This window comes from Thermosynechococcus sp. (genome assembly GCF_046299655.1).
Taxonomy (GTDB): domain Bacteria; phylum Cyanobacteriota; class Cyanobacteriia; order Thermosynechococcales; family Thermosynechococcaceae; genus Thermosynechococcus.
On the sequence record NZ_JBKBHZ010000017.1, the window covers coordinates 19,175 to 37,642 of the forward strand.

Sequence of the window (18,468 nt, forward strand, 5' to 3'; positions counted from 1 at the left end):
GCCTGCTACACCAGTTCAATGACCGCTAATTCGGCATTGTCACCCCGCCGCCGCACACTGCGGATAATGCGCGTATAGCCACCGTTGCGATCGCCATAGCGCTCTGGGGCTTGGGCAAATAGAGCATGCACCAGTTGCTTATCGTAGAGATAGCCAAGGGCACGGCGCCGTGCCGCCAAGGAGCCATCCTTGGCTAAGGTGATCATCCGCTCCGCCTCTGCGCGTACAGCCTTTGCCCGCGCCTTGGTGGTGGTAATGCGGCCGTGGCGAATCAATTCAGTGGTCAATGCCCGCAGCAGTGCTTTGCGTTGATCGGCTGGCAGTCCTAGCTGGGGAACCCGACGTTGGTGACGCATAGACAAACCTCATTCAATCTCTCTAGTTACGGGCAGCTTTTTGGGGAGGGAGTGTGATTCCCAAGTGTTTTTGCAGTGCCTCGATCACTTCCTCAGCAGACTTTTGACCGAAGTTTTTGATCTCCAGTAGTTCTTCTTGGGAATATTCAAGGAGGTCGGCCACCGTATTCACTTGGGCACGCTTGAGACAGTTGTAGGCGCGCACCGACAAATTGAGCTGTTCAATGGGGATTTGTCCCATTTCATCATCCTCGTCGGTGGTGGTGGTCTCGGAGGTCTGCAGGGGTACCTCCTTCAAGGGGCTAAAGAGATCGACGAGAATCGTTGCCGCCTGATTGAGGGCATCTTGGGGGGTCAAGCTGCCATTCGTCCAGATTTCCAGCTTTAGGTAGTCTTGGAGCTGGCGATCGCCCTCTGCACCGCTACTGCGTATCGAATCAACGGTGTAGTTTACCCGTCGCACGGGCATAAAAACCGCATCCAACTGGAGATAGTCCAAAGCAAGGCGATCGTCCCGTACCCGCTCCACTGAGCGATAGCCGCGATCTCGCTCAATCTTGAATTCCATCTCTAGGGTTGCGCCCGGCATTAAGGTGGCAATATAGTGGTTGGGGTTGACCACCTCCACCTCAGAGCCAAGTTGCACCATACCAGCAGTGACCGTCAATGGCTCATTGTCAGGGGCTTGGGCAAAAAGACGCCCCATTTGGGGTTCTGCGGTGTGGCTACGAATCACCAACTGCTTCATTTGCAGCAGAATATCCATGACATCTTCGCGCACACCGGGAATCGTCGAAAATTCATGATTTACCCCCGCAATCCGCACCGCTGTCACGGCACTACCGGGTAAGTTAGCAAGGAGAACCCGCCGCAGGGCATTGCCCACCGTAATCCCTTGACCAGGGGCGAGGGGGTGTAACGCAAATTGGCCGTACTGCCCCTGATCCTCCTCAACCCGTGTTTCTAAACATTCAATTTGATATGCCATAGCTGTGCTCCCAAGGGACCCAAACCAACCTAAACCCGTCGCCGTTTCGGGGGGCGGCAACCATTGTGGGGAATGGGGGTCACATCCCGAATAAGGGTAATTTCTAGCCCGGCTGCCTGCAGGGCGCGAATTGCTGTCTCACGACCGGCGCCAGGACCACTCACCATGACCTCAATTTGCCGCATCCCCTGATCAATGGCACGGCGAGCCGCATTATCCGCAGCAGTTTGAGCTGCAAAGGGGGTGCCTTTTTTGGCACCTTTGAAACCACTGGAGCCAGCGGAGGCCCAAGCAATCACCTCACCATTGGGGTCGGTAATTGAGACAATCGTATTATTAAATGTGGACTGAATGTGGGCAACGCCACTGGGGACATTGCGCTTTTGCTTACGGGAGCCAGAGCGTTTTGCAGAGGGTGCCATAATCTATCCAAACCGTAAATCAGGTAGCAGGAGCGGAAAAGCTTATTTTTTAGCAGCAGGTTTTTTCTTGCCAGCCACAGTGCGGCGACTACCGCGACGGGTGCGAGCATTGGTACGGGTGCGCTGACCCCGAACCGGCAATCCAAGGCGATGCCGACGCCCGCGGTAGCAGCCAATGTCCATGAGCCGCTTGATATTCATGGCTTCTAAGCGGCGCAGATCCCCTTCCACTTGGTACTCGTCAATGGCCAACCGTAGTGCCGCAATATCGGCATCCGTCAAATCGCGGGTACGGGTATCTGGATTCACACCCGTTTTTGCCAAAATTTCTTTGGAGCGGGTCAAGCCAATGCCATAGATGTAGGTGAGGGCAATTTCAATGCGTTTGTCGCGGGGTAAATCAACACCAGCAATACGAGCCATGAATCTAGTTCCTATGTATGCAACAACAGTGGGTTACCCTTGGCGCTGCTTGTGCTTCGGATTGGTGCAGATCACCATGACCCGACCACGTCGCCGAATGACGCGGCATTTTTCACAAATACGCCGTACCGATGCTCTTACTTTCATATCAGTTGCTCATGTAGTCGCAAATTTTATATCTTACCAGAGTAGCTAGCAAAGATCAAATTACTTTTTGCGCAGGCGATAGGTAATGCGCCCCTTAGTTAGGTCATAGGGGGTCAATTCCACCTTCACGCGATCGCCCGGCAAAATTTTGATGTAGTTGCGGCGAATCTTACCGGAGATGTGGGCAAGGACATTAAAGCCATTGTCCAGATCCACCCGAAACATGGCATTGGGCAATGACTCCGTCACGGTCCCTTCAATTTCGATGGCATCCTGTTTAGACACGGTTCACCTCCCCAATACGCGCTTGAATGGCAGCAGTTACCTCTTCGATCGTACGTGTTCCATCAATTTGCACAAACTTGGGATGACTCATGTACTGCTGAATCATTGGTAGCGTTTCCCGCTCATAGACCTGTACCCGCTTGAGGATGGTTTCCGGCGTATCATCAGAGCGCTGCTGACCATTGGCAGCTTGTTTAGCGCGATTAAGGGCACGTTCTTGGAGAATTGCAGCCGGCACATCCAAAAAGAGCAAGTAATCATAGTCTTGGTGAATACTCTGCAGCATCTCCTCAAAGACCGCCGCCTGTGACCCGTTGCGGGGAAAGCCATCCAACAGCCACCCTGAAGCGGTATCTGGCTGTTGCAAGCGATTGGCCACCATCTCCACAATCACCTCATCGGGAACCAGTTCACCGCGATCCATGTAGCTTTGAGCCTGTTGACCGAGGGGAGTGCCGGCAGCTCGCTCTGCCCGCAGAATATCCCCTGTGGAAATGTGGGGAATTCCCAAAAGCGTGGTTAGAATTGCTGCCTGTGTCCCTTTACCCGAACCGGGGCCGCCAAACAAGATTAAGCGCATTACTGCTTCACCATCCCCTCATAACGTTGTGAAATCACATAGGTTTGAATTTGTTTTGAGGTGTCAATGGCCACCCCCACCAAGATTAACAGGGAGGTTGCCCCCAAGCCTTGAAACGTTGTGACTTTGGTTGCACTCTCCACTGCTGTGGGAATAATCGCCACTAGTCCTAAAAAGATCGCCCCTAGAAACGTCAAGCGGTTGAGAACCCGCTCTAGATAATCCGAGGTGGCTTTCCCCGGTCGGATTCCCGGAATACTGGCGCCCATTTTCTTCAGGTTTTGGGACATATCCACGGGGTTGACCACCAAGGAGGAGTAAAAGTAGCTAAAGAAGAGAATCAACAGCAAGTAGAAAATCACGTATAGCCACGGCGTCGGTCCTGCAGGGGAAACATAGCTAGCCAGTCGTGCCACCAGTTCATTGCGGGTAAACTGTGCCAAGGTGGAAGGCAGAATCAGTACCGCTGAGGCAAAAATGATCGGCATCACCCCCCCTTGGTTTAAGCGCAGGGGCAGGTAACTGGTTTGCTCACGATAGAGTTTGCGTCCCACTTGGCGACGTGCCGACACAATGGGGATGCGGCGGGTACCCTCTTGGACAAAGACAATGCCGACAATCATGGCCAAGAAGACAGCCACCAGAATAACGATGCCGCCAATATTGCCACCGCTTTCCGCAAGGGCGATCGTCTGACCCACCGAGGCAGGCAAGTAGGCAACAATGCTCAAAAAGATCAAAAGGGAGGCACCATTCCCTACGCCCCGCTCAGTAATCAATTCCGAAATCCACATCACCACCATGGAGCCAGCGGTGAGGCCAAGGACAATTTCAGCTACAAACCACCCCCCCGGATGCAAAGCCGCACCGGGAATTGAACTCACAAAAATAGCAATGCCAAAACTTTGCAGCACTGCCCAGCCTACAGCGACATAGCGAGTAATTTGGGAAATTTTGCGGCGGCCGGCCTCCCCTTCATCCTTTTGCAGACGCTCCAAGGAAGGGAGAGCAGCAGTCAGCAGTTGCATGATGATGGAGGCGTTAATATAGGGTAAGATGCCGAGGGCAAAAATCCCAAGGGCAGAGAGGCCACCGCCTGAAAAGATGTCCAAGAAGCGAATCACGGCATTATCTTGAACGGTTTGGGCAAAGACAGTGCGATCAATTCCCGGAATAGGTAGATAGATACCAAGCCGTACCAAGATCAGTAGCCCAATGGTGATCAGCAGTCGCCGCCGCAGACCAGCTGCTTGAGCCATCTGTATAAAGGTTTCTTGGGCAGTGGGTGCCTTGCCGCGATTCACAATCATATTGGGGTTCCTCTATTCACTGTCGGCAGTAACGGAGGTCTCTACACACACCCCACCAGCGGCCTCAATCTTGCGGCGGGCACTGCCACTAAAGGCAGCAGCATGAACCTCTAGCTTCACGTTCAGCTCACCATCTCCCAGCACTTTGAGGGGGTATTTAGCGGTGGTGAGAATGCCCGCCTCAAGGAGAGATGCAACCGTCACGACACTATCGGCGGGTAGGGTATTGAGACGACCCACATTGATCGTAGTGTAAACCTTGCGGTTAACGAGGGGAAAGTGCTTGAGTTTGGGAAGACGACGGTAGAGGGGGTTCTGACCGCCTTCAAAACCAGGACGAGTGGAGCGACCAGAACGGGATTTTTGTCCCCGCATGCCAAAGCCACAGCTTGCCCCTTGACCGGCGGCAATGCCGCGACCCACCCGCCGCTTTTTGCGCTTTGATCCCACTTGGGGGTGCAGATCCTGAAACCGCATGGCCAACTCCTAACTATTTGCTGTAGAGGTTTTCAATGGGGATTTCCCGCTCCTCGGCAACTTCTTGGAAGGTACGCAAGGCCGCAAGGGCTTCGAGGGCGGCGCGGGCATTGTTGAGGGGGTTGCTGGATCCCAGTTGTTTGGCCAGCACGTTGCGAACCCCTGCTAGTTCTAGAACGGTGCGCACAGAGCCACCCGCAATTACGCCGGTTCCGGGTGCAGCAGGACGGATCATAACGCGGGCAGCGCCGCCTTCACCAAAGGTGGGGTGGGGAATCGAGTTGGATTTGGTGATCGGCACATCAATGAGATGCTTTTTGCCATCGGCTACGCCTTTGCGCACGGCACCGATGACATCGGCGGCTTTGCCAACACCCACGCCCACTTGGCCACGCTCGTTACCAACGACAACAATGGCGCGAAAGCTGAGCTTTTTACCGCCCTTGACGACTTTGGAGACACGGCGGATCTGGACGACCCGCTCTTGCCAGTCGGTCTCTTTTTCAACTTTGCGGGGGTTTTTACGACGATTTGCCATCAGGTCATCCTCTAAAAGTCTAGTCCAGCTTCACGGGCAGCCTCTGCCAAGGCCTTGACACGACCATGGTAGAGATAACCACCGCGGTCAAAGACAACGCGCTCAATACCAGCGGCTTTGGCACGCTCTGCAATCAGTCGCCCCACTTCAATGGAGGCGGCACAGGTGCTGCCATCCCCCAGTTTTTGCCGCAGTTCTGGCTCAAGACTGGAAGCAGCTGCGAGGGTATGGTGGCGAGTATCATCAATCACTTGGGCATAGATGTGCTGGTGGGAACGAAAGACAGCGAGGCGGGGGCGATCGCTGGTACCTTTGACTTTGCGGCGAATGCGCCGATGCCGACTCTGGCGAGCTGCAGTACGAGTTTGCTTCATCTATTTCTTCCCTGTCTTACCAACTTTACGACGCACAAATTCACCCATATAGCGAATGCCCTTGCCCTTATAGGGTTCAGGGGGACGTACGGCGCGAATACGGGCAGCGGTATTGCCGACTAGTTCTTTATCAATGCCACTCACAAGGAGGATCGTACCCTGCTGCACTTTTTTGCCTTGGTTGTCCTCAATTTCTAGGGTAATGCCCTCGGGCGGCACAATCTCAACGGGATGGCTGTAGCCCATGCTGAGGACAAGGGTTTTGCCTTGGAGTTGGGCACGGTAACCAACCCCTTGGATTTCCAGCTTTTTCGTAAACCCTTGGGAGACGCCTTCCACCATGTTCGCCAGTAGCGTGCGGCAGAGGCCGTGGCGTTCTTTGGCGGGTCGAGAGTCATCGCGGCGTTTAACAACGATTGTTTCGCCCTCTTGGGTAATATTTACCTCGGGGGGAAACACGCGGCTGAGTTGACCCTTGGGGCCTTTGACCGTGACTTGCTGCCCGTCTAGGGTGAGGGTGACATTTTTAGGCAGGGGGATGGGACGCTTGCCAATACGAGACATGTGGGACTTCCTCCGAGCTTACCAAACGTAACAGAGTACTTCGCCGCCAATGCCCTGCTTCCGTGCCTCGCGATCGGTCATAATGCCGCTGGAGGTGGAGATGATGGCAATACCAATACCACCAAGCACCCGGGGCAACTCACGGGAGTTGGCATAGACGCGCAGACCGGGTTTGCTCACCCGTTTGAGCGCAGTAATAATCGGCTGGCGCTGCTTGCCGCGATATTTGAGGGAAACCACAAGATGCCGTTTGATGCCGTCTCCTTGCTCTTCAAAATCGCGAATAAACCCTTCCGCTTTCAGCACCTGCGCAATACTGCGGGTCATGCGCGTGGCCGGAATGATGGTGGTTTGATGACGCGCAAGGTTTGCGTTGCGGATGCGAGTTAGCATATCGCCAATCGTGTCATTTACTGCCATAGTTGCTCCTTAAAAATCTGCCTGCGGCGTTAGTTCTCACGGAACGGCATGCCCATTGCTTTGAGCAGGGCACGTCCTTCTTCATCAGTATTGGCAGTGGTGATGATTGAGACATCCATGCCGCGAATTTGATCAATGTCGTCGTAGTTGACTTCGGGAAAAATCAGTTGCTCGCGCAAACCTAGGGTGTAGTTGCCCCGGCCATCAAAGCTTTTGGGGTTGACACCGCGAAAGTCGCGGATGCGTGGCAGTGCTAGATTAATCAAGCGATCCAAAAAGGCATACATGCGATCAGAACGCAGCGTCACCGCCACCCCGACGGGCATGCCTTTGCGAATCTTGAAGCCAGCGATCGCCTTCTTGGCGCGGGTAACGACGGGCTTTTGGCCTGTAATCGTGGCAATTTCTGCCAGTGTGGCTTCAAGAGCTTTGGCATTTTGTGCTGCTTCACCAAGCCCTCGGTTGACAGTTATTTTGACGATCTTGGGCACTTGGTGAATGTTTTTGTATTGGAATTGCTGCATGAGCTGCGGCACAACGGTTTTGTTGTAGTGATCTTTGAGGCGTTGGGACATGGGGCTTCTCCTAGGGGCATTCTCTGGGCTGGGTCAGAGAGGAAGTCAAGTTAAACCTAATCAATGATTTCGCCAGTTTTCTTAAGCATCCGCACCTTACGGCCGTCTTCAGTGTAGGTGTAGCAGATGCGGCTGGCCACGTTTTGCTTGGTGGAGTAGAGCATCACCTTACAACTGGGAATCGGGGCTTCTTTGGTGATAATTTGCCCAGATTCTCCCTCTTGGCGGGGCTTGACGTGTTTGGTTTTCAGGTTCACCCCTTTGACAATCACTTGACTGGTCTTGGGGAAAACCGCAAGGACTTCACCGACTTTGGCTTTGTCCCTGCCAGCAATGACTTGAACGATGTCCCCCTTTTTCACGTGCATGCGGTAGCGCACAGGCTTTTTGTTTGCTTTCTTGGCCGCCATTAGAGTACCTCCGGTGCCAATGAAACAATTTTCGTGAAGTTTTTATCCCGCAGTTCACGCGCCACAGGGCCAAAGACACGGGTACCGCGAGGGTTGCCATCTTGGTTAATTAAGACAGCGGCATTGTCATCAAAGCGAATGCTCATGCCACTTTCGCGGCGGATGGTTTTGCGGGTGCGCACAATCACAGCACGAACTACGTCGGATTTTTTCACTGCCATATTGGGGGTGGCGTCTTTGACGGTGGCAATGATCACATCGCCAACACTGCCATAGCGACGGTTGCTGCCGCCGAGCACGCGAATGCAAAGGAGCTTTTTGGCGCCGCTATTGTCGGCAACATTGAGATAGGTTTCCTGTTGAATCATGGCTGGCTCTCCTTAGGCAGTGCGATGACTGAGAATCTCGGCAATGACCCAACGCTTGGTGCGACTCAGGGGACGGGTTTCCCGAATGCGCACGCGATCGCCCACTTTCGCCTCGTTATTTTCATCATGGGCTTTGTAGCGGCGGGTTTTGACGACAATTTTGCCGTACTTGGGATGGGGGGCGCGGTTTTCGACGGCAACGACGACGGTTTTTTGCATTTTGTCGCTGACGACGATGCCAACACGTTCTTTAACTGCCATTAGCTTTGGCCTCCACTGCGGCGACGTTCATTCTCAAGGGTTAAAAGCTGTGCCAACTCATGGCGCAGATGCTTAAATTGATGGGGCTTGACCGCTTGGCGGGTGGCTTTTTTGAAGCGCAGATCAAAGAGTTCTTTCTTAATCGCAGCAATGCGATCGCTCACCTCTTGATCGCTCAGTTCCCGCAGGTCTTTCATTTTCGTCAGTGCCATTCTTAACCCTCCTGTTGTTCCTCTTCTTGATTGCGCACCAGAAAACGGGTCTTGATCGGCATTTTGTAGGCAGCAAGGCGCATGGCTTCGCGGGCAACCGCCTCCGGCACACCGGCAATTTCATACATAATGCGACCGGGCTTGACCACTGCCACCCAGTATTCCGGTGAGCCTTTCCCTGACCCCATCCGTGTTTCTGCTGGTCGCATCGTCACGGGCTTATCGGGGAAAATGCGAATCCAGATTTTGCCACCGCGGCGGATATAGCGGGTCATAGCACGACGACCGGCCTCAATTTGCCGTGCGGTAATCCAAGCGGGTTCAAGGGCTTGAAGGGCATAGTCACCAAAGTGGATGGAGTTACCGCGACTGGCAACCCCTGTCATGCGACCCCGCTGCTGTTTGCGAAATTTTGTACGCTTTGGACTTAACATCGCTGGCTTCCCTGTTAGTTAGAGCGATTTTCAAATTGGGGTAGGCGGCGTTGGGGACTGCGGCGACTGGTTTCCCGTGTTCCGGCTTCGGTCTGTCCCGGCAGTACCTCACCCTTGAAGATCCACACCTTCACACCCAAAATGCCGTAGATCGTGCGCGCTGTGCGGTAGGCATAGTCAATGTCTGCGCGTAGGGTATGCAGGGGAACACGCCCTTCCCGTGTCCACTCAGTACGAGCGATTTCTGCCCCATTCAGGCGACCCGCCACTTGGACTTTGATCCCCTCAATGCCTGCTCGCTGTGCCCGCTGAATGGCTTGGCGCACGGCGCGTCGGAAGGCCACCCGTCGCTCCAGTTGCTGGGTAATGTATTCTGCCAAGAGGCTGGCCTCCGCATCGACACGGTTGACTTCCACCACGTTCACTTTGATGGTGCGGTTGCTAGGGAGCATTTGCCGCAGTTGCTTGCGCAGTTCCTCAATCCCTTGGCCACCTTTACCAACGACGACGCCGGGACGGGCGGTGCGAATTTGCAACTCCACTTGATCTGCTTTGCGCTCAATGCGTACTTCCGCAATACCAGCGTTGGCTAGTTGCTTGTTAATAAACGTGCGGATGCGGTGATCCTCCTGCAATAGCTCAGGATAGCGATCGCTATCGGCGTACCAGCGGGAGCGATGTTCTTGTGTAATGCCGAGGCGAAAGCCAATTGGGTGAATCTTCTGTCCCACGGTGGTATCCTTCTACGATTCGTCAGCAGTGTTTTGGGGCGCCACAGCAATCGTGATGTGGCAGGTGGGCTTGCGAATTTGGTAAGCGCGACCTTGGGCGCGAGGGCGGAACCGCTTCAGGCAAGGCCCTTGATCGGCATAGGCTTGACTAATCACCAAGGTGGTGGGATCCAAGCCTAAGTTGTGGGTGGCATTGGCTGCCGCCGATCGCAAGACCTTTGTAATCGGCTCACAGGCACGATAGGGCATAAAACGCAGCATGATCAGGGCATCGCGGTAGGTGCGACCCCGCAGTTGATCCAGTACCCGCCGCACCTTATGGGGTGACATGCGGACATACTTAGCGCAGGCACGGGCAGTAGGAGAAGAGGTAGAAACCATAGACGGCTATCCCAGACGCGAACAAGAAATCTAATGGCGGGCTTTTTTATCGCCCTTAACATGACTGCGGAAGTTGCGGGTGGGGGCAAATTCCCCCAGTTTGTGACCCACCATCTGCTCAGTGATATACACGGGCACGTGCTGCTTGCCGTTGTGGACAGCGATCGTGTGGCCAATCATTTCCGGCACAATCGTTGAGGCACGCGACCACGTTTTGATCACTTCCTTGGCATTGCGCTCATTGAGGGCTTCAATCTTGCGTAAGAGATGATCCGCCACAAAGGGGCCTTTTTTTAATGAACGTCCCATAACCTAACTTCTCCGCAAAAACCTAAGACTGACGACCACCGCGACCCCGCTTGGAAGACTTCTTGCGACGGCGCACAATGAGGGCATCGCTGAGTTTTTTCTTCTTGCGAGTTTTGTAGCCAAGGGTAGGTTTACCCCAGGGCGTGACAGGTCCAGGACGACCAATAGGGGCGCGCCCTTCACCACCACCGTGGGGGTGATCCACCGGGTTCATCACCGAACCGCGCACCTTCGGACGACGACCTTTCCAGCGATTGCGACCGGCTTTGCCCAAGCTGATGTTGTTGGCTTCAACATTTCCCACTTGGCCAATGGTGGCATAGCACTCCTTGCGGAAGAGCCGCACCTCTCCCGAAGGGAGCTTAAGGGTCACCATATCCCCTTCTTTTGCCACCACCTGGGCCATGGCGCCGGCAGCGCGCACCATTTGGGCACCGCGACCGGGGGTAATTTCCACATTGTGAACACTGGTACCCAAGGGAATGTTGCCCAAGGGCAGGGCATTGCCCACCTCAATGGGGGCATCGGGACCGGCAATAATCTCGGTGCCGGGGGTCAAATCCCGAGGATGAATGATGTAGCGTTTCTCGCCATCGCGATAGTGGAGCAGGGCAATGCGAGCGTTGCGGTTGGGATCATACTCCACCGTGGCCACTTTGGCAGGGATATTGAGCTTGCTGCTGCGGCGAAAATCAATAATGCGATAGCGACGCTTGTGGCCACCCCCCCGCCGCCGACTGGTAATGACACCGCGATTGTTGCGGCCTTTGTCACGCTTGAAGCCACGGGTCAGTGACTTTTCAGGCTTGTCGGTCGTAATTTCCGCAAAGTCAGAAACGGTTTTTTGGCGAACGCCAGGGGTGTAGGGTCGGTAAACGCGAATGCCCATGATCTACTCCGTTAAACTTCGGGGAAGAGAACGATCTTGCTGTCGGGGGCAAGGGTGACGATCGCCCGTTTGTAGCGAGGACGATGGCCAACAAACCGACCCACGCGGCGCTCTTTGGGGGGCAGGTGATAGGTATTGACTGCCGTGACTTTGACGTTAAAGAGTTCCTCAATCGCAGCCTTGATTTGCGGTTTGGTGGCACGCCGATCCACATCGAAGGTGTATTGGTTGTTTTCCAATAAAACTGTGGCCTTCTCTGTGATAATGGGGCGCTTGATGAGATCCGCAAGGGCGCGGGGTTGGACTTTAGTCACCGTACACCTCCTGAATTTTGGCGATCGCGCCAGTGGTGGCAACGATGCGATCGGCATAGAGCAAATCAAAAACATTTAATTGATCGGCCCGCAGCAGCTTCAGGGTGGGCACATTTCGCGCCGAGAGTGCCACCGCTTCGGCAATATGCTCCACCAGTAGCAGCACCTTTTGCTCTGGCTCAATACCCCAGCGTTGCAGAGCCGTTACCAATTCCTTGGTTTTGGGACGTGGCAAGTGATCAGCAAACTCCTGCACCACAATCAAGTCTTCCACGCGGCTCATCAGGGCTGTGCGTAGGGCAAGCCGCCGCTCCTTGCGGTTCATTTTTTGGCTGTAGTCGCGGGGTTTAGGACCAAAGATCACACCGCCACCGCGCCAGAGGGGAGAACGAATCGAACCAGCACGGGCACGCCCTGTTCCCTTTTGCCGCCAAGGTTTGCGACCGCCACCGCGCACTTCGGCACGGGTTTTGGTGGAAACGGTTCCCTGCCGCGCATTGGCCAACTGCCGTACAAGGGCACGATGCACAATATGACTGGCGGTTTCAGGTTTCGCCGTCGCCAGATCAAGGGTGGCTTCACCCCTGTCGGCACCCTGCCAGTCTTTAACCACACATGCAACCATAGCTACTCTCCAGCCCCTATTTGCGACCGACAACCTTGGCGGGGGTAATACTCACCAGTGCCCCCGGTTTACCCGGCAGTGCCCCTTTGATCAGGATTAAGTTACGCTCAGGATCAACGCGCACCACCTGCAACTTGCGAATGGTAACTGCCGTATTGCCCATGCGACCGGCCATCCGCTTGCCGGGGAAAACCCGACCCGGAGTGGTTCCTGCCCCAGTAGAACCGGGCAGACGGTGGTTTTTCGAGCCGTGCGCCATTGGACCACGCTTGAAGTTGTGGCGTTTTTGATAGCCCGCAAAGCCTCGGCCAATACTAGTGCCATGGACATCCACAAGCTGCCCCGGGCTAAAAATATCAACGGTAATGGCCTGCCCCAATTGATAGGCAGAGGCATCCTCGAGGCGAAATTCCCGCAGATAACGCATGGGGGGCGTTTGCGATTTGTTGAGGTGACCGCGCTCGGGGCGACTCAGGTTTTTCTCCCGTACTTCGCCGTAGGCCACTTGAATTGCCGTGTAGCCGTCGGTTTGGGGGGTTTTGATTTGTGTGATCGGACACGGCCCCGCCTGTACCACCGTAATGGGGACAGATCGGCCCGCCTCGTCAAAGATTTGGGTCATGCCCAACTTTGTCCCTAAAATACCAACTGTCACGATCGCGTTCCTTAAAAATACGAATCACAACAAAACAGCGAGAAGTAGCCGCAAGGTTAAACCTCGGCAGATTCCTACAATTAGGAATGGTGGATTGACCCAGCAGTTACACGGTCAAGACGATGACGCTCAGGGCGCATCCATCATTGATCAAGGACAGGCACAGGTAAAGATGGCAAGGCTATGATTGCAAGTTGCGAACACGCTGCCACCCTTGGATCAGTGGAACCAAGGACTTAAGGGGGTTGAGGCGATCACTTCCCCTCAGTATCCGTTTTTGGTCACGAGTTCTAATCATAGATCAGTGATTGGAGGTTTGTCTAGGCATTTGGTAACATTTTTTACGCCATTCTTGTGGATCCAGCAGCGTGTTTGAATTTGTCTGCCAGCAAAACTGTGCCCATACCCACGCACGGGCAGGCCTGTTTCACACTCCCCATGGCACGGTGGCAACGCCGCGTTTTATGCCAGTGGGTACTTTAGCGAATGTGAAAACCCTTACGCCTGAACACCTCAAGGCGGCGGGCGCCCAAATGGTCTTGGCCAACACCTACCATCTTCATCTGCAACCTGGCGAAGACATTGTGGCCGCAGCAGGGGGGCTGCACCGCTTTATGGGCTGGTCAGGGCCAATTCTCACGGATTCGGGGGGGTTTCAGGTCTTTAGCCTCAGTGAACTGCGGCAAATTTCCGACCAAGGGGTAGTGTTTCGTTCGCCCCACGATGGGCAGATCATTGAATTGTCACCAGAGGGGGCGATCGCCATTCAAGAGGCCTTGGGGGCAGATGTGATCATGGCCTTTGACGAGTGTCCCCCCTACCCTGCTAGCCGTGAAGCGGTCACTCAAGCCACGCAACGCACCCTGCATTGGTTAGAGCGCTGTATAGCCAGCAAGCAACGCTTGGATCAGGCCCTCTTTGCCATTGTCCAAGGGGGGGTGTATGCTGACCTGCGGCGAGAATGTGCTGAGGCCATGGTGCCCTACGACCTGCCGGGCTATGCCATTGGGGGGGTGAGTGTCGGTGAACCCAACCGTGCCATGCACGAAATTGTGGCGGTGACGGCTCCCCTCTTGCCTGCCCACAAGCCGCGTTATTTGATGGGGGTGGGGACGCACTTAGAAATGTTGCGGGCGATCGCTGCCGGGGTTGATTTGTTTGATTGTGTGATTCCTACGCGATTAGCCCGCCACGGCTGTGCCATTGTTCAAGGGCAGCGCTGGAACCTGAAAAATGCCCGCTTTCGCCGCGACTATGAACCGCTGGATGCCACCTGTCCCTGCTACACTTGCGCTAACTTTAGTCGCGCCTACCTCAGTCATCTAGTTCGCGCTAAGGAGTTACTGGCCTACACCCTCCTCTCAATCCATAATGTGACAGAACTGATTCGCTTCACGCAGGCGGCACGCCAAGCCATTTTAGAGGAGCGATTTGCCGCCTTTGCGGCAGAATGGGAGCAGCGACTGTTGGCGACTAGCGAGGAAGAGGATGTTGCGCTTCTCTGATGCTGTATTGTCCAAGGGAGAACGCTTGAGCCGCTGGGGCTTTTTGGGGCTGACCACCGCCCCTTTAGTAGGGGCAGTTCTGTTCAATCACACGGGGACGCCACCTTTTTTACTCTGTCCCTTGCGGGCAATCACCGGCATTCCCTGTCCAGGGTGTGGCCTGACTCGCTCTTTTCTGGCGATCGCCCGTGGCGACTTTGAAAATGCCCTGCGAATGCACTTGTTTGGTCCAGTGCTCTTTCTCGCATTTACAGTGGCTGCTGTATTTACAGCCATTGAGCTAAGAACCGGACGGCGATTGCAGCGCACCCCTTTTCACGACATCAATAAACGCATTCAAAACTGGTGGTGGCTGGGGGCGATTTATCTTGTCTACTATAGCTTGCGGCTATACAGTTTATTTCACACAGGGGAATTTTATATTCATCCCCTAGAAATTCTGGCAACAAAAATAGACTAGCAAGGAAGGGTCCCCTTTCATGGCATAGTGAAATTAACTCCCTTTGAACGACAGTACTGCAGCCATGAGACTTCACCGCCTCATCTATCTTAGTTGCGCAACGGATGGTCTCTCCTACCCAGACCTGCGCGATATTATGGCTAAGTCAGAGGTGAACAATCTCCGCGATGGCATTACCGGCATGCTGTGCTACGGCAATGGGATGTTTCTGCAAACTCTTGAGGGCGATCGCCAGAAAGTGAGTGAAACCTATGCCCGCATCCTCAAGGATCCGCGCCACCACAGCGCTGAAATTATTGAATTTAAGGCAATCGAAGAGCGAACTTTTATCAATTGGTCAATGCGTCTGGTGCAGTTGGGCGAGATGGATAGCGATACAATTCGACACCTGCGGTTAAAATACTCTCCAGCAGCAACGTTTCAGCCCACCTCCATGACGGCTGAGCAGTGCTTCCGCTTCCTAAAAGCACTCTACGAGATGAGTCAGGGAACATAGCGTGACAGAGGCTCACTGGCTAAGAATTCCTGAACTCCTGCGGCTGCCCGCCCAAACCTATGAGTGGCGGGTGGATACCGATTTGCCAGACTTAGCAACACTGACTCCAGTCCAAGGGATTGTTACTGCCACTCACCGCCGCACCTATTTAGAAGTTCGTGCCGAGGTTCAGACAATTATCACCCTCTGTTGCGATCGCTGTTTGCAGTACTATAACCACCGCCTTGAGTGTAAAACCACAGAACTGATCTGGCTGGCGGAGACCCCAACTAGTCAGCCCAAGGATGATCTCGTGGAAACCTTGCCTGCTAACGGTCACCTTGATCTGGCCGACTGGCTCTACCAGCAACTGTGCCTTGCGCTGCCCCATCCCAAATACTGCGATCCCAATTGTGGCGGTATTCTTCCCCCCACGCCCGCAGACGCCCCCATAGATCATCGCTGGGCGGCCTTGGCGCAACTGCAAGCGGCTCTGGAGCGTTCGGAACCGTTACCGTGAGTGCTCACTCTGAGCTTGAACTGTTGCTGCGGGCACGCTATCCCCTGTTGTATGTCGTCACAACGGAGGAAGAACGCCTTGAGGCGACACTGCAGGCAATTAGCGATCGCCTGAATCAGCGCCCCCTTTACATTTGGGACTTTGTCGAGGGATATCAGGGCAATCCCAACGACGTGGGGGTGGCCAAGCGCAATCCCCTCAGTGCCCTTGAGTTTGTAGAAAGACTGCCGCCAGCGACAGCGGCCATCATTCTGTTGCGGGACTTTCATCGCTTTATTGAGGATGTGGCGGTCTCCCGCAAACTGCGCAACCTAGCGCGGCAACTCAAGTCCCAGCCCAAAAATCTCGTCCTCCTTGCGCCAACGGTGCAGTTACCGCCGGAACTGCGGGATGTGATTACGGTGGTGGAGTTTCCTTTGCCTCAACGGGAGGAAATTCGCCTTGAACTGGTGAAGCTCTGTCAAGGTCTCGGCAATCTTCCCCCAGAACCCACTCTCGATGAGTTGATTCGCGCCTGCCAAGGCTTGACCCTAGAGCGGATTCGCCGTGTCATTGGTCGGATTATTGCCCTCCACGGTGTGCTGGACAGCAGCCATGTAGATCTCATCTTGGAGGAGAAACGGCAAATCCTGCGGCAAACCCAAATTCTTGAGTTTTACCCCACCCAAGAGACGATTGCCGACATTGGCGGTCTAGATAGCCTCAAGGAGTGGTTGCTGCGGCGTGGGGGCGCCTTTTCTGAGCGGGCACGGCGCTATGGGCTACCCTATCCGCGCGGGGTGTTGCTGGTGGGAATTCAGGGCACAGGTAAATCCTTAACGGCAAAGGCGATCGCCCACCAATGGCACTTGCCCCTCTTGCGATTGGATGTGGGACGCCTCTTTGGGGGTCTGGTGGGGGAATCTGAAGCGCGTACCCGTGAGATGATTCAAATTGCTGAGGCCCTCGCCCCCTGTGTCCTCTGGATTGATGAGATGGATAAAGCCTTTACGGGCATTGAGGGTCGCGGGGATGGCGGTACCAGTAGCCGTGTTTTTGGCACGATTCTCACTTGGCTGGCTGAGAAAACTTCCGCCGTTTTTGTGGTGGCAACGGCGAATAATGTGCAAGTATTGCCCCCTGAACTGCTGCGTAAGGGGCGCTTTGATGAGATCTTTTTTGTCGGACTGCCCAATGTGGAGGAGCGACGCGCCATTTTTGAAGTGCACCTCAGTCGCGTGCGGCGCGATCGCCTGCAAAACTACGATTTAGAGCGCTTGGCCTACGAAACCATTGACTTTTCTGGCGCAGAAATTGAACAGTGTATCATTGAAGCAATGCACCTTGCCTTTAGCCAAGACCGCGACTTTACCACTGAAGATTTGCTCCAGGCCGCCAGCGAAATTATCCCCTTGGCCCAAACCGCTCGCGAACAGGTGCACCAATTACAGGAATGGGCGGCCTCGGGTCGGGCACGGTTTGCTTCACGGATCCTGTCTCCCCCCACAGGGCGTTAAATTATGAAACCGGTTGTGCGTGTGCTGCAATGGCTCTTGGGAATCTTTCTAGGCTTAGGTCTGATTGCCCTTGTGGCCGCCGCTATCATTACGCCACTTGTGTTTAACTTGCTCTGGCCCCCTCCGCGTCCCGAGGTTGAGGCACAACATTCCCCACTTCCCACACCAGCAGAGTCACCACCGAATTCTCCCTCACCCACGCCAGAACCAACCCCGATTTCCTCGCCGCCTAAGCCCGAAGGGCGAGTGATCTATAGCGATGGTCTGCGGTTGCGCGATCGCCCCAGTCGCGAGGCAAATGCCCTAGGCGGTGTGGCCTTTGATGAGGTGGTAACGATCCTGGAGCGGAGCGAGGATGGCGAATGGCTCAAGGTTCGCACTAAAGAGAATCTCGAAGGTTGGGTGCTGGCTTTTGGGGTGCAGGAAATCATGGCTGAATCTTCTGCATCCGGTGAGACGCCTCAGTAGGCCACTCGGCTATTGGGGAAATTCCTGCATTTGCTGAAACGAACGGTACTCGCGATCGCCACTGAGCCATTCCACCAGGGTGATTTTCACCAGACCGCCCCGATTGGGAGTGACCAAAAACTCCGCCTCTGCCCCGCGATCAATCACCCGATTGCGCAACTGGGTGAATCCCGCTTCGAGGATTCGTTTGCTTGTCGGGTCATAGATTTCGTAGTAGATCTGGACATTGCGCGCTGGTGTGGCCGTTTCATTGCGCACCCGCCCCGTCAGGCGGTGGTACCAGACACCCGCAATATTTTCGCTCTGCAATTGAACATCGGTGACTCGCACCACTTTGGGCGCTTCGCGACGGCGGGCAATCGCGACCCTACCATCAAGAGACAAAAAACCGACACTGGTTGTCAGCAGCAGACCGCAGAGCGAAATTGTGCGCAAGTTAAACATTGTTCTCTACTCGGTGTGACAATAATAGAGTCTAAGACGCAACATTCAGCGG

33 protein-coding genes are annotated in these 18,468 nt (G+C 54.7%); 6 read left to right on the top strand and 27 right to left on the bottom strand.

Going from position 1 to position 18,468, the window contains the following annotated elements:
* Positions 1–5: 5 nt before the first annotated feature.
* From rplQ to rplC, 26 genes are read right to left on the bottom strand one after another with little or no spacing between them, the layout of a single operon-like run.
* Positions 6–356 (bottom strand): 50S ribosomal protein L17, encoded by a 351-nt coding sequence (gene rplQ / locus ACK4HN_RS10075; protein ID WP_297049926.1) that lies wholly within the window; start codon positions 354–356, stop codon positions 6–8.
* 22 nt (positions 357–378) lie between these two features.
* Positions 379–1,344: a DNA-directed RNA polymerase subunit alpha gene (locus ACK4HN_RS10080; RefSeq protein ID WP_409853409.1), complete on the bottom strand. Its 966-nt coding sequence runs from the start codon at positions 1,342–1,344 to the stop codon at positions 379–381.
* Between the two features lie 29 nt (positions 1,345–1,373).
* Positions 1,374–1,766: a 30S ribosomal protein S11 gene (gene rpsK, locus ACK4HN_RS10085; protein WP_409869068.1), complete on the bottom strand. Its 393-nt coding sequence runs from the start codon at positions 1,764–1,766 to the stop codon at positions 1,374–1,376.
* Between the two features lie 42 nt (positions 1,767–1,808).
* A complete protein-coding gene (gene rpsM / locus ACK4HN_RS10090; protein ID WP_409869069.1) occupies positions 1,809–2,189 on the bottom strand; it encodes a 30S ribosomal protein S13 in 381 nt (126 codons plus the stop codon).
* A 33-nt stretch (positions 2,190–2,222) separates the two neighbouring features.
* Positions 2,223–2,336 (bottom strand): 50S ribosomal protein L36, encoded by a 114-nt coding sequence (gene rpmJ, locus ACK4HN_RS10095; RefSeq protein ID WP_011055957.1) that lies wholly within the window; start codon positions 2,334–2,336, stop codon positions 2,223–2,225.
* Positions 2,337–2,396: 60 nt separating this feature from the next.
* Positions 2,397–2,621, bottom strand: coding sequence for a translation initiation factor IF-1 (infA, locus tag ACK4HN_RS10100; RefSeq protein WP_011055956.1), 225 nt, complete (start codon positions 2,619–2,621; stop codon positions 2,397–2,399).
* A complete protein-coding gene (locus ACK4HN_RS10105) occupies positions 2,614–3,201 on the bottom strand; it encodes an adenylate kinase (protein ID WP_409869070.1) in 588 nt (195 codons plus the stop codon). The genes infA and ACK4HN_RS10105 overlap by 8 nt, the downstream gene beginning before the upstream one ends.
* Positions 3,201–4,511, bottom strand: coding sequence for a preprotein translocase subunit SecY (gene secY / locus ACK4HN_RS10110; protein ID WP_409869071.1), 1,311 nt, complete (start codon positions 4,509–4,511; stop codon positions 3,201–3,203). The genes ACK4HN_RS10105 and secY overlap by 1 nt, the downstream gene beginning before the upstream one ends.
* 12 nt (positions 4,512–4,523) lie before the next feature.
* On the bottom strand, positions 4,524–4,988 hold the full coding sequence (rplO, locus tag ACK4HN_RS10115; RefSeq protein WP_409853418.1) for a 50S ribosomal protein L15: 465 nt from the start codon (positions 4,986–4,988) through the stop codon (positions 4,524–4,526).
* A gap of 13 nt (positions 4,989–5,001) precedes the next feature.
* A complete protein-coding gene (gene rpsE / locus ACK4HN_RS10120; RefSeq protein WP_011055952.1) occupies positions 5,002–5,526 on the bottom strand; it encodes a 30S ribosomal protein S5 in 525 nt (174 codons plus the stop codon).
* An 11-nt stretch (positions 5,527–5,537) separates the two neighbouring features.
* Positions 5,538–5,900: a 50S ribosomal protein L18 gene (gene rplR, locus ACK4HN_RS10125; RefSeq protein WP_409853423.1), complete on the bottom strand. Its 363-nt coding sequence runs from the start codon at positions 5,898–5,900 to the stop codon at positions 5,538–5,540.
* On the bottom strand, positions 5,901–6,464 hold the full coding sequence (gene rplF / locus ACK4HN_RS10130; protein ID WP_409853425.1) for a 50S ribosomal protein L6: 564 nt from the start codon (positions 6,462–6,464) through the stop codon (positions 5,901–5,903).
* Positions 6,465–6,482: 18 nt separating this feature from the next.
* On the bottom strand, positions 6,483–6,884 hold the full coding sequence (gene rpsH, locus ACK4HN_RS10135) for a 30S ribosomal protein S8 (RefSeq protein ID WP_181494832.1): 402 nt from the start codon (positions 6,882–6,884) through the stop codon (positions 6,483–6,485).
* Positions 6,885–6,913: 29 nt separating this feature from the next.
* Positions 6,914–7,459 carry a 50S ribosomal protein L5 gene (gene rplE, locus ACK4HN_RS10140; RefSeq protein ID WP_250681994.1) on the bottom strand — a complete coding sequence of 182 codons (546 nt, stop codon included), beginning with the start codon at positions 7,457–7,459 and terminating at the stop codon, positions 6,914–6,916.
* A gap of 56 nt (positions 7,460–7,515) precedes the next feature.
* Positions 7,516–7,869: a 50S ribosomal protein L24 gene (rplX, locus tag ACK4HN_RS10145; RefSeq protein WP_409853724.1), complete on the bottom strand. Its 354-nt coding sequence runs from the start codon at positions 7,867–7,869 to the stop codon at positions 7,516–7,518.
* Entirely contained in the window at positions 7,869–8,237 is a 369-nt protein-coding gene (gene rplN, locus ACK4HN_RS10150) for a 50S ribosomal protein L14 (RefSeq protein WP_126987913.1), read from the bottom strand. Before rplN ends, rplX begins: the two co-directional genes overlap by 1 nt.
* A gap of 12 nt (positions 8,238–8,249) precedes the next feature.
* On the bottom strand, positions 8,250–8,498 hold the full coding sequence (gene rpsQ, locus ACK4HN_RS10155; protein ID WP_409869072.1) for a 30S ribosomal protein S17: 249 nt from the start codon (positions 8,496–8,498) through the stop codon (positions 8,250–8,252).
* Positions 8,498–8,710, bottom strand: a complete 213-nt coding sequence (rpmC, locus tag ACK4HN_RS10160) for a 50S ribosomal protein L29 (protein ID WP_409853728.1) — start codon at positions 8,708–8,710, stop codon at positions 8,498–8,500. Before rpmC ends, rpsQ begins: the two co-directional genes overlap by 1 nt.
* Before the next feature lie 2 nt (positions 8,711–8,712).
* Positions 8,713–9,144 carry a 50S ribosomal protein L16 gene (gene rplP, locus ACK4HN_RS10165; protein WP_286626469.1) on the bottom strand — a complete coding sequence of 144 codons (432 nt, stop codon included), beginning with the start codon at positions 9,142–9,144 and terminating at the stop codon, positions 8,713–8,715.
* Positions 9,145–9,158: 14 nt separating this feature from the next.
* Positions 9,159–9,875, bottom strand: a complete 717-nt coding sequence (gene rpsC / locus ACK4HN_RS10170; protein ID WP_409877594.1) for a 30S ribosomal protein S3 — start codon at positions 9,873–9,875, stop codon at positions 9,159–9,161.
* 12 nt (positions 9,876–9,887) lie between these two features.
* Positions 9,888–10,256 (bottom strand): 50S ribosomal protein L22, encoded by a 369-nt coding sequence (gene rplV / locus ACK4HN_RS10175; RefSeq protein ID WP_409869074.1) that lies wholly within the window; start codon positions 10,254–10,256, stop codon positions 9,888–9,890.
* Positions 10,257–10,286: 30 nt separating this feature from the next.
* Complete coding sequence (gene rpsS / locus ACK4HN_RS10180) at positions 10,287–10,565, bottom strand: 30S ribosomal protein S19 (RefSeq protein WP_011055940.1); 279 nt, start codon at positions 10,563–10,565, stop codon at positions 10,287–10,289.
* 22 nt (positions 10,566–10,587) lie between these two features.
* The gene (gene rplB / locus ACK4HN_RS10185; protein WP_409869075.1) at positions 10,588–11,454 is read right to left on the bottom strand and encodes a 50S ribosomal protein L2; all 867 of its coding nucleotides are present in this window, start codon (positions 11,452–11,454) and stop codon (positions 10,588–10,590) included.
* Between the two features lie 11 nt (positions 11,455–11,465).
* On the bottom strand, positions 11,466–11,768 hold the full coding sequence (locus tag ACK4HN_RS10190) for a 50S ribosomal protein L23 (protein ID WP_181494828.1): 303 nt from the start codon (positions 11,766–11,768) through the stop codon (positions 11,466–11,468).
* Positions 11,761–12,393 carry a 50S ribosomal protein L4 gene (rplD, locus tag ACK4HN_RS10195; RefSeq protein WP_409853742.1) on the bottom strand — a complete coding sequence of 211 codons (633 nt, stop codon included), beginning with the start codon at positions 12,391–12,393 and terminating at the stop codon, positions 11,761–11,763. Before rplD ends, ACK4HN_RS10190 begins: the two co-directional genes overlap by 8 nt.
* 16 nt (positions 12,394–12,409) lie before the next feature.
* Positions 12,410–13,048 (bottom strand): 50S ribosomal protein L3, encoded by a 639-nt coding sequence (rplC, locus tag ACK4HN_RS10200; RefSeq protein ID WP_181494826.1) that lies wholly within the window; start codon positions 13,046–13,048, stop codon positions 12,410–12,412.
* 368 nt (positions 13,049–13,416) lie between these two features.
* Between rplC and tgt the strand changes: the two genes are divergently transcribed.
* From tgt to ACK4HN_RS10230, 6 genes are all read left to right on the top strand, one after another.
* Positions 13,417–14,553 (top strand): tRNA guanosine(34) transglycosylase Tgt, encoded by a 1,137-nt coding sequence (gene tgt, locus ACK4HN_RS10205; RefSeq protein ID WP_409869076.1) that lies wholly within the window; start codon positions 13,417–13,419, stop codon positions 14,551–14,553.
* Positions 14,537–15,013: a DUF2752 domain-containing protein gene (locus ACK4HN_RS10210; protein ID WP_409869077.1), complete on the top strand. Its 477-nt coding sequence runs from the start codon at positions 14,537–14,539 to the stop codon at positions 15,011–15,013. Before tgt ends, ACK4HN_RS10210 begins: the two co-directional genes overlap by 17 nt.
* Positions 15,014–15,077: 64 nt before the next feature.
* Positions 15,078–15,509, top strand: a complete 432-nt coding sequence (locus ACK4HN_RS10215) for a BLUF domain-containing protein (protein WP_409852314.1) — start codon at positions 15,078–15,080, stop codon at positions 15,507–15,509.
* A 1-nt stretch (position 15,510) separates the two neighbouring features.
* A complete protein-coding gene (locus tag ACK4HN_RS10220; protein ID WP_409869078.1) occupies positions 15,511–16,008 on the top strand; it encodes a YceD family protein in 498 nt (165 codons plus the stop codon).
* A complete protein-coding gene (locus ACK4HN_RS10225; protein WP_409869079.1) occupies positions 16,005–17,504 on the top strand; it encodes an AAA family ATPase in 1,500 nt (499 codons plus the stop codon). Before ACK4HN_RS10220 ends, ACK4HN_RS10225 begins: the two co-directional genes overlap by 4 nt.
* Before the next feature lie 3 nt (positions 17,505–17,507).
* A complete protein-coding gene (locus tag ACK4HN_RS10230; protein WP_409869080.1) occupies positions 17,508–17,972 on the top strand; it encodes an SH3 domain-containing protein in 465 nt (154 codons plus the stop codon).
* Between the two features lie 9 nt (positions 17,973–17,981).
* Here ACK4HN_RS10230 and ACK4HN_RS10235 read toward each other — a convergent pair whose 3' ends face one another.
* Entirely contained in the window at positions 17,982–18,416 is a 435-nt protein-coding gene (locus ACK4HN_RS10235) for a hypothetical protein (protein WP_409877596.1), read from the bottom strand.
* Between the last annotated feature and the right edge of the window lie 52 nt (positions 18,417–18,468).

Coding starts and splice junctions, on each gene's coding strand:
- rplX (WP_409853724.1), bottom strand. CDS start 7,869: ATGGCGGCCAAGAAAGCAAACAAAAAGCCTGTGCGCTACCGCATGCAC.
- ACK4HN_RS10215 (WP_409852314.1), top strand. CDS start 15,078: ATGAGACTTCACCGCCTCATCTATCTTAGTTGCGCAACGGATGGTCTC.
- rplR (WP_409853423.1), bottom strand. CDS start 5,900: ATGAAGCAAACTCGTACTGCAGCTCGCCAGAGTCGGCATCGGCGCATT.
- rplV (WP_409869074.1), bottom strand. CDS start 10,256: ATGGTTTCTACCTCTTCTCCTACTGCCCGTGCCTGCGCTAAGTATGTC.
- rpsE (WP_011055952.1), bottom strand. CDS start 5,526: ATGGCAAATCGTCGTAAAAACCCCCGCAAAGTTGAAAAAGAGACCGAC.
- rplF (WP_409853425.1), bottom strand. CDS start 6,464: ATGTCTCGTATTGGCAAGCGTCCCATCCCCCTGCCTAAAAATGTCACC.
- rplQ (WP_297049926.1), bottom strand. CDS start 356: ATGCGTCACCAACGTCGGGTTCCCCAGCTAGGACTGCCAGCCGATCAA.
- ACK4HN_RS10235 (WP_409877596.1), bottom strand. CDS start 18,416: ATGTTTAACTTGCGCACAATTTCGCTCTGCGGTCTGCTGCTGACAACC.
- ACK4HN_RS10080 (WP_409853409.1), bottom strand. CDS start 1,344: ATGGCATATCAAATTGAATGTTTAGAAACACGGGTTGAGGAGGATCAG.
- rpsM (WP_409869069.1), bottom strand. CDS start 2,189: ATGGCTCGTATTGCTGGTGTTGATTTACCCCGCGACAAACGCATTGAA.
- ACK4HN_RS10230 (WP_409869080.1), top strand. CDS start 17,508: ATGAAACCGGTTGTGCGTGTGCTGCAATGGCTCTTGGGAATCTTTCTA.
- rpmJ (WP_011055957.1), bottom strand. CDS start 2,336: ATGAAAGTAAGAGCATCGGTACGGCGTATTTGTGAAAAATGCCGCGTC.
- ACK4HN_RS10210 (WP_409869077.1), top strand. CDS start 14,537: ATGTTGCGCTTCTCTGATGCTGTATTGTCCAAGGGAGAACGCTTGAGC.
- rplE (WP_250681994.1), bottom strand. CDS start 7,459: ATGTCCCAACGCCTCAAAGATCACTACAACAAAACCGTTGTGCCGCAG.
- rpsH (WP_181494832.1), bottom strand. CDS start 6,884: ATGGCAGTAAATGACACGATTGGCGATATGCTAACTCGCATCCGCAAC.
- rpsK (WP_409869068.1), bottom strand. CDS start 1,766: ATGGCACCCTCTGCAAAACGCTCTGGCTCCCGTAAGCAAAAGCGCAAT.
- rplB (WP_409869075.1), bottom strand. CDS start 11,454: ATGGGCATTCGCGTTTACCGACCCTACACCCCTGGCGTTCGCCAAAAA.
- rplN (WP_126987913.1), bottom strand. CDS start 8,237: ATGATTCAACAGGAAACCTATCTCAATGTTGCCGACAATAGCGGCGCC.
- secY (WP_409869071.1), bottom strand. CDS start 4,511: ATGATTGTGAATCGCGGCAAGGCACCCACTGCCCAAGAAACCTTTATA.
- rpsS (WP_011055940.1), bottom strand. CDS start 10,565: ATGGGACGTTCATTAAAAAAAGGCCCCTTTGTGGCGGATCATCTCTTA.
- ACK4HN_RS10105 (WP_409869070.1), bottom strand. CDS start 3,201: ATGCGCTTAATCTTGTTTGGCGGCCCCGGTTCGGGTAAAGGGACACAG.
- rplP (WP_286626469.1), bottom strand. CDS start 9,144: ATGTTAAGTCCAAAGCGTACAAAATTTCGCAAACAGCAGCGGGGTCGC.
- rpmC (WP_409853728.1), bottom strand. CDS start 8,710: ATGGCACTGACGAAAATGAAAGACCTGCGGGAACTGAGCGATCAAGAG.
- rpsQ (WP_409869072.1), bottom strand. CDS start 8,498: ATGGCAGTTAAAGAACGTGTTGGCATCGTCGTCAGCGACAAAATGCAA.
- rplD (WP_409853742.1), bottom strand. CDS start 12,393: ATGGTTGCATGTGTGGTTAAAGACTGGCAGGGTGCCGACAGGGGTGAA.
- rplO (WP_409853418.1), bottom strand. CDS start 4,988: ATGCGGTTTCAGGATCTGCACCCCCAAGTGGGATCAAAGCGCAAAAAG.